The sequence below is a fragment of the Chromobacterium sp. INPA-IVC genome, from assembly GCF_059047085.1.
Window position 1 is genome coordinate 124928 of record NZ_JBTNLS010000003.1, and the last position, 11492, is coordinate 136419.

Here is an 11492-nt window from a genome sequence, read left to right on the forward strand (position 1 = left end):
GCTTGGCGGTACAATACCGGCTTGCCTCTGGATTTCAGCTGTCGAGCCCCGCGCGGCCCGACGCTTAGCCTCGCCTCTTGGGCCCGCCTAGCGCCCATCCCGCAAGGTCACCGAACTGAAGCTAAAACGCCTCGCCGCGGCAGTCGAACCGACAGCCGCGCGAAGCCATTTCATTACCGTATGAGAAAGGAAACGCTATGTCCAAGGAAGACATGATCGAACTGGAAGGCGTCGTCATCGAAATGCTGCCCGAGTCGCGCTTTCGCGTGAGACTGGACAACAATATGGAGATCCTGGCCTACGGCTCCGGCAAGATGAAGATGCACCGCATCCGCGTGCTGCTGGGCGACCGCGTCACCGTGGAAATGTCGCCGTACGATCTGACCAAAGGCCGCATCAACTTCCGCCACCCGACCGCCAACCCCGGCGCCGGCCCGCGTCCGTCGCACCACCGCCGCTGAGCGCCTGCGGCCGTTTTTTCGGCCCTGTGCGCTCCGCATCGGCCAGCTTCGGCTCTGGCCCCTCGCCGCTTGGCGCTTCCTCTGCGGATTGAACTAGCGGCATTGATTTGCATTTGACATACTTCATATTGGTTCCATAGTGGTATTACGTGCCATCCGGCATGCCCCACCATCGAGGAACCGATATGAAATTATTCGCATCCCTTGTCCTGTCGCTGCTGACGGGCTCCGCGCTCGCCGCTCCATGGAACGCCGGCGCCGCCTACCAGAAAGGCCAGACCGTCCAATGGCAGGGCCGCGACTGGCAGGCCAAATGGCCCACCCGCGGCGAAACCCCGGGCGCCAACCCCAAGGGATCGTGGGTCGCCCATGTCGGCGGAACCTTGCGCAAGCTGGATGACGCCGCGCCGCCCATTCCCACCCTGCAGCAAGCGCTGCAACACGAAGCCGACCTCACCAACAACGACTTCTTCCGCAAGGTGAAGGCGTCCATCCGCACCCTGCCCAACGACCAGGTGGAACAAGTAGCCCCCGGCCGCGCCGCCAATCCGGCCAATGTGCGCCGCGTCGAACGGCTGCTGCCGTCGGCCAAATGGGACTATTACTTCAGCCGCCGCGACCCCAGCTACACCTACACCCGCTTCCTGCAGGCGGTAGCCAAATTCCCCGGCGTCTGCGACGACTACAGCGACGGCCGCGACGCCGACGCCATCTGCCGCCACAGCCTGGCCACCATGTTCGCCCACTTCGGCCAGGAAACCGGCAACCACGACGCCAGCGACACCGTGCCGCAATGGCGCCAGGGCCTGGCCTACCTGCGCGAGATGGGCTGCACCGACAGCGGCAGCGCCTGCGGCTACAACACCGAGTGCAACGATCCGGTATTCAACAAGGTGTGGACCTGCGGCAAGAACGCGGACGGCAGCTGGAAGAAATACTACGGCCGCGGCGCCAAGCAGCTGTCGTACAACTACAACTACGGCCCCTTCTCGCAGGCGATGAACAACGGCGACCAATCGGTGCTGCTGCAAAACCCGGACCTGGTGGCCAGCACCTGGCTCAACCTCGCCTCCGCCACCTTCTTCTTCGTCTATCCGCAGCCGCCCAAGCCCTCGATGCTGCACGTTCTTGACGGCACCTGGGTGCCCAACGCCGCCGACATCGCCGCCGGCGCCGGCAACAACTTCGCCACCACCATCCAGATCATCAACGGCGAATGCGGCGGCGGCACCGAGCGCCAGGCCGCGCAGAACCGCATCGACTACTACAAGCAGTTCGCCCACGATCTGGGCTGGGACTACGGCAACGAACAGCTGTCCTGCGCCAATATGCAGCGCTTCACCGCCGCCAGCTCCGCCGCCTACAACATCTACTGGGAAAAAGACTGGCAGTGGCAACACGACTACCAGTGCCAGCTGGTCAGCTACCAGACGCCGTACAGCGCGCTGCAGGCCGGCAACTACCAGCGCTGCGTGGAAGACAACTGGGGCGTCAAGCTGAAATAAGCCCCGCCATCGCGCCGGACCGCCCGCGCGGACCGGCGCGTTTTCCAGATGACGGATGGCCCCGTTGCGTTTACCATTCAGCCCTTCCCCGCAGTCCCGCACACCAAAGCCCGCCGCCTCGCGGCGAGTCGCAGCCCATTGGCCCTGCGCAGACGCGGCTCCGCCCTTGGCCAACCTTATCCGACGCACGACATGACCCAGATTCCGCAGCCCGCCGCCCCAGCGCACCCCATCGCCCACTGGCAGGAGGACGGCGCCGAGCGCAGCGCCCGCTGGCGCTCCGAAGCCGGCCTGCCGCCGCCCAAGCGCATCGTGATCGCCGACGACAGCCTGTCCGCCGACGCCGCCTACAAGCTGGCCTGCGAAGGCGGGACCCTGCTGTGGCGCGGCGACTACCAGAACGCCCGCCAGCTGCTGCAGGCATTGGCGCGGCGCGTGGACCGCAAGGGCGCCAAAACCGGCGCCACGCCGCTGGAATCGTTCCACCTGCATCGCCAGGCCCAGGGACGCCGCGCGCAGATCCTGTCGCGGCTGGTGCTGCCGCTGGACGCCGACTACGCCATCCCGCTGCGCCGCGCGCCCGACTTGCGCCAAGCCTGCCAGGAGGCCTACGGCGAGGGCGGCGAGGCGTCGCTGGTGTCGCTGCGCGAGCTGCTCGGCCTGATCGGCGCGCACGAATGGCGCAAGAAGGGCGTGGAAGTGAAGGCGCTGGCCGCGCGCATCCACCCGCATTACGGCGTGTTCGCGCCGATACGCGGCGAATACGTCGACCTGGCGGCCGACGCCCCGCTGCCGGGAACCGAGCTGGCCTTCGACATCGGCACCGGCAGCGGCGTGCTGGCGGCGCTGCTGGCCAAGCGCGGCGTGGCCCGCGTGGTGGCCACCGATCAGGACGAGCGCGCGCTCGCCTGCGCCGCCGACAATCTGCAACGCCTGCAACTGGACGGCCAGGTGGAGTTGCGGCGCGCCGATCTGTTCCCGGAAGGACGGGCGCAGCTGGCGATATGCAACCCGCCCTGGCTACCGGCCAAACCCAGCTCCGCGATCGAATACGCGGTCTACGACCCGGACAGCGCCATGCTGCGCGGCTATCTGGACGGTCTGGCGGCGCACCTGCTGCCAGGCGGCGAAGGCTGGCTGATCCTGTCCGACCTGGCCGAACACCTGGGCCTGCGCTCGCGCGAACAGCTGCTGCAATGGATAGACCAGGCCGGCCTCGCCGTGCTGGGCAGGCTGGACGTCAAACCCAGCCACAAGAAGGCGGTGGAGCAGACCGACGGCCTGAGCGCGGCGCGCCGGGCCGAAATCACCAGCCTGTGGCGGCTGGGCACCAAGCCGCAAGCCTGAGTCTGGCGGCGGATCGAACGCCCAAAACATCCGATCCGTCCCGACAAGCCGCGCCGGCCTGCCGGCGCTAGCCCTGCTTCGCCATCCTCAACACCCGCTTGATCTGGCCCCGGGTCCAGGCGCTGCGCGCGGCATGCGGCGCGCAAACGTCCGGATGGGTCTCGCTGTCCGCCACGCAGAACAAGCCTTGGTATGTCCAGTTGTCCGCGCCTTGCTTCAGAAAGACCGGAATCGCGCCGCCCTGGCTGGCCAGCTGTTCGCCGGCCGCGCGCTCCGGCGGGCAGGAATTGCACAGGATCACTTCGGGCGCGTCCGGGTTCAGATCCGGACGTAGGCAGGCGGCCACCACCCTGCCCTTGTGGCGCGGCAGGAAGGAATGCTTGTTGCCGCCAACCTCCGCGTGGATTTCCTCGCGGGTGTAGCTTTTGCCTTTTTCAAACATGGATATCTCCAGACCATGCCCAGGCCGGGCATCGCCCCTTGCGACGCCCTTTGGCGGGACGGACATGCAAGATATCCAAATACGCTTAAAAACCGGCTAAAAGCGGAGGCCATCCGCGCAAAACCGGCGTCAAAGCCGTTTACGCGCCAGCCGGCAGCGCCTCCAGATCGTCCAGGCTTTGCGGCCGGACGGCGCGGCCGATCTCGATGCCGTCGCGCAGCAGGATGAAGCTGGGCCACAGCTTGACGCCGTACAGCCGCCCCAGCCGCCTGCCCTTGCCGTCCTCCACCGCCAGATGGCGCAGCCGCGGATGCGCTGACAGATATTGCGCCAGCAGCGGCTGCGCGCCCTGGCAATGCGGGCACCAGTCCACGCCGAACTCCAGCAGCGTCAGCCCCGGCAGCGCCGCCACATCCTCGGGCGAGGGATTGTCAGTCAGATAATGCGTCATGAGCCCGCTCCAATAGAAAAACACCCGCTCGCGGCGGGTGTCTTGAACGACTCGGATCAAACGGCCAACTGGCCGCCCAGCTTCAGCTTGCCGACCAGCCAGGTGTGGTCGTAGCTGACGATCTCGTACGGATTGCCGAACGGATCGACAAAGGACAGCGCGCAGAAGAAGCGGTGGTCGTGCACCGAATCGCGGGCGATGGTCTGGCCTTCGCGGTTGGTGACGCGCTCGCCGGCCAGCTGGTCTATCCACTCGACGAACTCCTGCCCGCTCACCACGAAAGCGACCGCGCCCTGGGCGTCGGACGGCGCGGCGTCCGCGTCCTCGCTGATCGCCAAGCGCACATTGCCGCTGGCGTTGGCCAGCATGGCGTTGTTGTGCTCGCCGTCGGTCTTGTAGCGCGCGTCGGGAACCATGCCCAGCACCCGCTGGTACCATTTCAGCGCGACGGCCACGTCCTTGACGCGGATGTGGATGTGATCGATCTTGCCTAAGCTCAGCATGCCTACCTCTTGATGTGCTGTGGTTTGCCGCCGGACGAGCCGGCGCCTTGGTTTTATTTCTTGTCTCGTTCGAGCAGCGGCGCCAGATAGCGTCCGGTATGGCTGACCGGATTGGCCGCCACTTGTTCCGGCGTGCCGCTGGCGATGATCTGGCCGCCGCCGGCGCCGCCCTCCGGCCCCAGGTCGATCAGCCAGTCGGCGGTTTTCACCACGTCCAGGTTATGCTCGATCACCACCACCGTGTTGCCGCTCTCGCGCAGGCGGTGCAGCACCTGCAGCAACAGGTCGATGTCGTGGAAATGCAGGCCGGTGGTCGGTTCGTCCAGAATATACAGGGTTCGGCCGGTGTCGCGCTTGGAGAGTTCCAGGCCCAGCTTCACCCGCTGCGCCTCGCCGCCGGACAGCGTGGTGGCGCTCTGACCTAGGCGGATGTAGCCGAGGCCGACGTCCATCAGCGTTTTCAGCTTGCGCGCCACCGGCGGCACCACGGCGAAGAACTCCAGCGCCTGCTCCACCGTCATCTCCAGCACTTCCTGGATGCTCTTGCCCTTGTACTGCACTTCCAGCGTCTCGCGGTTGTAGCGCTTGCCGTGGCAGACGTCGCAGGGCACGTAGATGTCCGGCAGGAAATGCATTTCCACCTTGATCACGCCGTCGCCCTGGCAGGCCTCGCAGCGGCCGCCCTTGACGTTGAACGAGAAGCGGCCTGGGCCGTAGCCGCGCTCGCGCGCCAGCGGCACGCCAGAGAACAGCTCGCGTATCGGCGTGAACAGGCCGGTGTAGGTGGCCGGGTTGGAGCGCGGCGTGCGGCCGATCGGGCTCTGGTCGACGTTGATCACCTTGTCCAGCTGGTCCAGTCCCTTGATCTCGCGATACGGCGACGGCTCCTCGCCGGCGCCGTTCAGGTCGCGCGCGGCGATCTTGTACAGCGTGTCGTTGATCAGCGTGGACTTGCCGGAGCCGGACACGCCGGTGATGCACACCAGGCCGCCCAGCGGCAGGTTCAGCGTCACGTCCTTCAGGTTGTTGCCGGTGGCGCCGATCAGCTGCAGCATGCGCTCCTCGCCCAGCTCGCGGCGGCCGCCCGGCAGCGCGATCTTGCGGCGGCCGGACAGGAAGGCGCCGGTGACCGAGTTCTCGCTGGCGGCCACGTCGGCCGGCGTGCCGGCAACCAATACTTCGCCACCGTGCTCGCCAGCGCCGGGGCCCATGTCCACCAGGTAGTCGGCCTCGCGGATCGCGTCCTCGTCGTGCTCCACCACGATCACGCTGTTGCCCAGGTCGCGCAGGCGCTTCAGCGTGCCCAGCAGGCGGTCGTTGTCGCGCTGGTGCAGGCCGATGGACGGCTCGTCCAGCACATACATCACGCCGGTCAGGCCGGAGCCGATCTGGCTGGCCAGCCGGATGCGCTGCGCCTCGCCGCCGGACAGGGTGTCGGCGGAGCGGGACAGGTTCAGGTAGTCCAGGCCCACGTTGTTGAGGAAGGACACCCGTTCGCGGATTTCCTTGACGATCTTCTCCGCCACCGCCTGCTTCTGGCCGGTGAATTCCAATCCCTCGAAGAAGTCCGCGGTTTCCTTCAACGGCAGCTGGTTGATCTCATGCAGCGTGCGCGTGCCGATGAACACGTGGCGCGCCTCCAGCCGCAGCCGGGAGCCGCTGCAATGCGGACAAGCCTGGTTGTTCTGGTACTTGGCCAGCTCCTCGCGCACCGCCATGGAGTCGGTTTCGCGGTAGCGGCGCTCCAGATTGGGAATGATGCCTTCGAAGGGATGGGCGCGGGTGAACTTGGTGCCCTTCTCCGACATATAGCTGAACTCGATGCTGTCGCGGCCGGAGCCGTGCAGCACCACGTGCTTGACCTTCTCCGGCAGGTCGTCGAAAGACAGGTCGGCCACCGAGAAATCGTAATGCTCGCCCAGCGCCAGCAGCATCTGGTAGTAAAACTGGTTGCGCTTGTCCCAGCCCTTGATCGCGCCGGACGCCAGGGAAAGCTCCGGATGGGCGACCACGCGCTTGGGATCGAAGAAGGTGATCTCGCCCAGGCCGTCGCACTTGGGGCAGGCGCCCATCGGGTTGTTGAACGAGAACAGCCGCGGCTCCAGTTCCGGCAGGCTGTAGCTGCACACCGGGCACGCGAATTTGGCGGAGAACCAGTGCTCCTTGCCGCTATCCATTTCCACGGCGATGGCGCGGCCCTCGGCGTGGCGCAGCGCGGTCTCGAAGCTCTCGGCCAGCCGCTGCTGCATGTCGGCGCGCACCTTGAGGCGGTCTATCACCACCTCGACGGTGTGCTTCTTGTTCTTGTCGAGCTTGGGCACCGCGTCCAGCTCGTACACCTCGCCGTCCACCCGCACGCGGACGAAGCCCTGCGCGCGCAGGTCGTCGAACAGGTCCAGGTTTTCGCCCTTGCGGCCGACGATGACCGGCGCCAGGATCATCATCCGCGTTTCTTCCGGCAGCGCCAGCACGTGGTCCACCATCTGGCTGACGGTCTGGCTGGACAGCGGCACGTTGTGTTCCGGGCAATGCGGATCGCCGACGCGGGCGAACAGCAGGCGCAGGTAGTCGTGGATCTCGGTGACGGTGCCGACGGTGGAGCGCGGGTTATGGCTGGTGGCCTTCTGCTCGATGGAAATGGCAGGCGACAGGCCCTCGATCAGGTCCACGTCCGGTTTTTCCATCAATTGCAGGAACTGCCGCGCGTAGGCCGACAGGCTCTCCACGTAGCGGCGCTGGCCTTCGGCGTACAGCGTGTCAAAGGCCAGCGAGGACTTTCCGGAGCCGGACAAGCCGGTAATCACGATCAACTGGTTGCGCGGCAAGTCCAGGTTGACGTTCTTCAAATTGTGGGTGCGGGCGCCACGGATGCGGATGCTGTCCATAAGAAGCTGTTACTCACCGTCGTCAGGGAACCTGTTAATATACCCGACTTGGCCGGGACGGCTCCACTTGTCCGTGCAATGACCGTGCAAACGCGTCATCCGTTTGCGCGGCGCGGTCGTTAAAACCCAGATACGCAAAACCGAAATCTCACCGCATGAATGCCACTGAATTGCGGGCCAGCCTGGGGCTGGCCGGTATCTACGCCCTGCGCATGCTGGGCATGTTCCTGATTCTGCCCGTCTTCGCGATCTACGCCAAAACCCTGCAGGGCGCCGACAACCACACGCTGATCGGCATCGCGCTGGGCAGCTACGGCCTGACCCAGGCCATCCTGCAGCTGCCACTGGGCATGCTGTCCGACCGCATCGGCCGCAAGAAGGTGATTTACGGCGGCCTGTTGTTGTTCGCCATCGGCAGCTTCGTCGCCGCCGGCGCGCACGACATCGCCACGCTGACCATAGGCCGCGTGATCCAGGGCGCCGGCGCCATTTCCGCCGCCATCACCGCGCTGCTGGCCGACCTCACCCGCGAAGAAAACCGCACCAAGGCGATGGCGATGATAGGCATGTCCATCGGCACCACCTTCGCCGCCAGCCTGGTGCTGGGCCCGCTGCTGGCCAAGTACATCGGCGTCAACGGCATCTTCGCCCTCACCGGCTTCCTGTCGCTGGCCGCGTTGATCGGCGTATGGCTGGTCATTCCAGACCCGGCGCAATCGCGCTTCCACTCCGACACCGAGGCCAACGCCAAGCGGCTGCCGGCGGTGATGAAAGACGGCCAGTTGCTGCGGCTCAACTACGGCATCTTCGCGCTGCACGCGGCGCAGATGGCGATGTTCGTCACCGTGCCCTTCGCGCTGATCAAGACCGCGCACCTGGACAAATCCCAGCACTGGCAGGTGTATCTGCCGGTGACGGTGATCGGCTTCATTCTGATGGTGCCGGCCATCATTTACGGCGAAAAGAAAGCGCGGCTGAAGCCGGTGTTCGTCGGCGCCATCGCGCTGATGACCGCCGCCCAGCTGGGCATGGCGCTGGCGCTGGACAGCTTCTGGCAGATCGTCGGCTGGCTGTCGCTGTACTTCATCGCCTTCAACATCCTGGAGGCGACGCTGCCGTCGCTGATCTCCAAGATCGCCCCGGCCGATGCCAAGGGCACCGCCATCGGCGTCTACAACACCTCGCAGTCGTTCGGCCTGTTCCTGGGCGCGGCCGCCGGCGGCTGGCTGTACAGCCATTACGGCCCGACCGGCGTGTTCGGCTTCACCACCCTGCTGATGCTGTCCTGGCTGATCTGGTCGCTGGGCATGCAGCCGCCCAAGGCGGTGCGCTCGGTGATGCTGCACATCGGCGAATCGTGGCAGGGCGACGCCGAGGCGCTGTCGCGCGAGCTGGCCGGCGTGGCCGGCGTGCACGAAGCCTCGGTATTGCTGACCGACCGGGTGGCGTATCTGAAGGTATCGCAGCAGCAATGGGACGAGGCCGAGGTGCGGCGCTTGATAGACGCCACCTTCTAACCTCCCCCAGCCTGAATGCGACAAGGGCGGCTACCCGATTGGGAGCCGCCCTTGTTTCGTTTCGCCGTCCGCGCTTACTTCTGCGGCTGCGCCGGTTCGGCCACGAAGATCTCCACACGGCGGTTCATCGCGCGGCCGGACACGGTGCCGTTGTCGGCCACCGGTTCGCGCGAGCCGCGGCCGTCCACGCCGATGCGGTTGATGTCCACGCCGCGCGACGCGATATAGCTCTGCGTCGCCTTGGCGCGGTTGACCGACAACGGGTTGTTGATCGCGTCGCTGCCGGTGTTGTCGGTGTGGCCGATGATGTTGACCGAGGTCACCGGGTTTTGCTGCAGCGTGGTGGCCAGCTTGTCCAGCACCGGCTTCAGGCTGGGCTTCAGCGCATAGCTGCCGGTATCGAAGGAGGCGTCAGCGGGGATGTTGAGCTTCAGGCGGTTGTCGGCGGTCTGGCTCACGCCGATGCCGGTACCCTTGGTCGCCTGCTCCATCGCTTCCTTCTGCTTCTGCATGTGCTGCGACCACAGATAGCCGCCGCCCGCGCCCAGCAGGCCGCCAATCGCCGCGCCGGTGGCCGCGCTGCGGCCGCCATGGCCGCCCGCGGTCAACGCGCCGATAGCCGCGCCCACGCCGGCGCCGATGGCAGCGCCGCCGCCCACGCCCTTCTGGGTGTCGCTCATGTTGGCGCAGCCGGACAGGCCGGCCACGCTCACGGCAACCAGCATCGATACTATTGTGTTCTTCATCATGTCATCATCCTTTCAACAAACCCATGACAGACCGCCGCGGACCGATACAGTTCCCCGCGCGCGGCCAAGCCCATCGTTCCAAGCGGAAGCACTTCAGCTTGCGCCGCATCCGGAACAAAGCAAAGCCGATTGGCGTGTATAATACGGCCCATTCGCCAAACCTGCCCCGAAACCCAGCCCGCCCGCTGGCCTTTGTGCAAGCGCCCAGCCAGAAAATCCGTCTTCGCGGTAGTATGGAAGGCTGCGGCAATGCCGCATCCTCGCGGGCAACGGCAAGCAGACGCGCCGCCAATCGGGCCTCGCTCGCGGCGCAGGCCAAGCAGTTTGAACTTATCCGGAGAATTGAATGAACAGCATCACCTTTGACGGCCGCCTGGCCGCCGACGCCGAACTGCGCTACACCCCGAGCGGCGAGCCCGTCCTGTCGTTCCGCGTGGCCAGCGACATCGGCTTCGGCGAGCGCAAGAGCACCAACTGGTTCAGCTGCCAGGTATGGGGCAAGCGCGGTGAATCGCTGAAGAACTACCTGGCCAAAGGCCAACAAGTGACCGTGTACGGCCAACTGACCCTGCGCGAATGGCAGGACAAGGACGGCAACAAGCGCGTCTCCCCGGACGTGCGCGTCAACGAACTGAGCCTGCAAGGCGGCCGCAGCGAAATGGGCGCCTCGTCCGGCGGCGGCATGGGTGGCGGCATGGACGACGGTTACGGCTACAGCGCCCCGGCTCCGCGCCAGGAAGCCCCGGCCGCCCCGCGCCGCCAGGAGCCGAAAGCGGCTCCGCGCATGGACGACATGGACGACGACATTCCGTTCTAGCCCTGACTAACGAATTTTTGTCCATAACACAAGCCAAGTTACTGACGTAACTTGGTTTTTTCTTGTTTACACTTTTTTGAAGCAGGAGCATGCTAAGAACAGACGGTGACTAACGAAAGTGTCAACAAATGGCATCTCGGCTCATCATCCGCACCATCACTCTTGCCAACGGCGAACGCCTCCCGCTTCCAATAGAGCGGGCTACCGGCATCCCTCTGTACAACCCCACCCTCTTCATTCTGACCGAAGTACGACAGCGAAACAGGGCTACTGCCACCATCTTGCGCACCCTACGCGAACTGGTCGTTTTCTTCGACTTTCTCTCCGAGCATGACATCAACTTGGAAGAACGGATGGAGGCAGGGCAACTCCTTTCTCTCTGGGAGATCGATGCCCTCGCTCGACGTTGCCGAGAATTCGCAGGGGCAGTAGATCGCATCTATACAGACCAAACCCTTCGCGAAGTGAATGTTTTGTCTCTGGAAAAGGCCCGTATGCGGCGTTCAAAGGCGGTCCACGAAAGTGTTTCACCCCAAACAGCCGCGAACCGGATTCGCACCATTCACACCTATTTGGAATGGCTGACCAGCAGCTATCTCTCTGGACATACGCTAACTTCAGAACACAACGCCATGTTGCGTGCCACAACGGCGGATGTGCTTGGCTCCCTGCTACAGCGTATTCCGAAGTCAAAAGCTCGGAACGTTCTGGGACAACGAGAGGGGCTCCCAAACGATATTCTTGAACGCATCCTTACCGTAATAAACCCGGCATCGCCTGAAAATCCCTGACGAGACCGTTTTGTTCGTTCTCGC

At 65.1% G+C, this 11492-nt stretch carries 11 protein-coding genes; 6 read left to right on the forward strand and 5 right to left on the reverse strand.

The features are described 5' to 3' along the window. Nucleotides 1-197: 197 nt before the first annotated feature. The 3 genes from infA (at nucleotide 198) to ACX17K_RS06035 (ending at nucleotide 3313) form a co-directional block, all read left to right on the forward strand. A complete protein-coding gene (infA, locus tag ACX17K_RS06025) occupies nucleotides 198-461 on the forward strand; it encodes a translation initiation factor IF-1 (RefSeq protein ID WP_021478917.1) in 264 nt (87 codons plus the stop codon). A 185-nt stretch (nucleotides 462-646) separates the two neighbouring features. Continuing rightward, complete coding sequence (locus tag ACX17K_RS06030; protein WP_493774099.1) at nucleotides 647-1966, forward strand: glycoside hydrolase family 19 protein; 1320 nt, start codon at nucleotides 647-649, stop codon at nucleotides 1964-1966. A 192-nt stretch (nucleotides 1967-2158) separates the two neighbouring features. Further along, nucleotides 2159-3313, forward strand: a complete 1155-nt coding sequence (locus ACX17K_RS06035; RefSeq protein WP_493774100.1) for a methyltransferase — start codon at nucleotides 2159-2161, stop codon at nucleotides 3311-3313. Between the two features lie 67 nt (nucleotides 3314-3380). Here ACX17K_RS06035 and ACX17K_RS06040 read toward each other — a convergent pair whose 3' ends face one another. The 4 genes from ACX17K_RS06040 to uvrA form a co-directional block, all read right to left on the reverse strand. Then, on the reverse strand, nucleotides 3381-3755 hold the full coding sequence (locus tag ACX17K_RS06040; protein WP_493774101.1) for a hypothetical protein: 375 nt from the start codon (nucleotides 3753-3755) through the stop codon (nucleotides 3381-3383). A gap of 139 nt (nucleotides 3756-3894) precedes the next feature. After that, entirely contained in the window at nucleotides 3895-4206 is a 312-nt protein-coding gene (locus tag ACX17K_RS06045) for a thioredoxin family protein (protein WP_343481822.1), read from the reverse strand. 56 nt (nucleotides 4207-4262) lie between these two features. After that, nucleotides 4263-4709, reverse strand: a complete 447-nt coding sequence (locus ACX17K_RS06050; protein ID WP_046155876.1) for a VOC family protein — start codon at nucleotides 4707-4709, stop codon at nucleotides 4263-4265. A 53-nt stretch (nucleotides 4710-4762) separates the two neighbouring features. Continuing rightward, nucleotides 4763-7594: an excinuclease ABC subunit UvrA gene (gene uvrA, locus ACX17K_RS06055; RefSeq protein ID WP_231150678.1), complete on the reverse strand. Its 2832-nt coding sequence runs from the start codon at nucleotides 7592-7594 to the stop codon at nucleotides 4763-4765. Between the two features lie 155 nt (nucleotides 7595-7749). Between uvrA and ACX17K_RS06060 the strand changes: the two genes are divergently transcribed. Continuing rightward, the gene (locus ACX17K_RS06060) at nucleotides 7750-9111 is read left to right on the forward strand and encodes an MFS transporter (protein WP_493774102.1); all 1362 of its coding nucleotides are present in this window, start codon (nucleotides 7750-7752) and stop codon (nucleotides 9109-9111) included. A 74-nt stretch (nucleotides 9112-9185) separates the two neighbouring features. Here the strand turns inward: ACX17K_RS06060 and ACX17K_RS06065 are convergent, their stop codons facing one another. After that, on the reverse strand, nucleotides 9186-9860 hold the full coding sequence (locus ACX17K_RS06065; RefSeq protein ID WP_231150676.1) for a YiaD family glycine zipper/OmpA-like lipoprotein: 675 nt from the start codon (nucleotides 9858-9860) through the stop codon (nucleotides 9186-9188). A gap of 346 nt (nucleotides 9861-10206) precedes the next feature. On the opposite strand from ACX17K_RS06065, the gene ACX17K_RS06070 reads away from it, so the two are divergent. Together ACX17K_RS06070 and ACX17K_RS06075 are read left to right on the forward strand one after the other, a co-directional pair. Next, complete coding sequence (locus tag ACX17K_RS06070; RefSeq protein WP_021475777.1) at nucleotides 10207-10677, forward strand: single-stranded DNA-binding protein; 471 nt, start codon at nucleotides 10207-10209, stop codon at nucleotides 10675-10677. A gap of 128 nt (nucleotides 10678-10805) precedes the next feature. Next, nucleotides 10806-11468: a hypothetical protein gene (locus tag ACX17K_RS06075; RefSeq protein WP_493774103.1), complete on the forward strand. Its 663-nt coding sequence runs from the start codon at nucleotides 10806-10808 to the stop codon at nucleotides 11466-11468. The last annotated feature ends 24 nt before the right edge of the window (nucleotides 11469-11492 follow it).

What these genes read in the sequence shown, in the direction of transcription:
- ACX17K_RS06035 (WP_493774100.1), top strand. Translation starts at nt 2,159, where the DNA reads ATGACCCAGATTCCGCAGCCCGCCGCCCCAGCGCACCCCATCGCCCAC.
- uvrA (WP_231150678.1), bottom strand. Translation starts at nt 7,594, where the DNA reads ATGGACAGCATCCGCATCCGTGGCGCCCGCACCCACAATTTGAAGAAC.
- ACX17K_RS06060 (WP_493774102.1), top strand. Translation starts at nt 7,750, where the DNA reads ATGAATGCCACTGAATTGCGGGCCAGCCTGGGGCTGGCCGGTATCTAC.
- ACX17K_RS06065 (WP_231150676.1), bottom strand. Translation starts at nt 9,860, where the DNA reads ATGATGAAGAACACAATAGTATCGATGCTGGTTGCCGTGAGCGTGGCC.
- ACX17K_RS06045 (WP_343481822.1), bottom strand. Translation starts at nt 4,206, where the DNA reads ATGACGCATTATCTGACTGACAATCCCTCGCCCGAGGATGTGGCGGCG.
- ACX17K_RS06070 (WP_021475777.1), top strand. Translation starts at nt 10,207, where the DNA reads ATGAACAGCATCACCTTTGACGGCCGCCTGGCCGCCGACGCCGAACTG.
- ACX17K_RS06040 (WP_493774101.1), bottom strand. Translation starts at nt 3,755, where the DNA reads ATGTTTGAAAAAGGCAAAAGCTACACCCGCGAGGAAATCCACGCGGAG.
- infA (WP_021478917.1), top strand. Translation starts at nt 198, where the DNA reads ATGTCCAAGGAAGACATGATCGAACTGGAAGGCGTCGTCATCGAAATG.
- ACX17K_RS06075 (WP_493774103.1), top strand. Translation starts at nt 10,806, where the DNA reads ATGGCATCTCGGCTCATCATCCGCACCATCACTCTTGCCAACGGCGAA.
- ACX17K_RS06030 (WP_493774099.1), top strand. Translation starts at nt 647, where the DNA reads ATGAAATTATTCGCATCCCTTGTCCTGTCGCTGCTGACGGGCTCCGCG.
- ACX17K_RS06050 (WP_046155876.1), bottom strand. Translation starts at nt 4,709, where the DNA reads ATGCTGAGCTTAGGCAAGATCGATCACATCCACATCCGCGTCAAGGAC.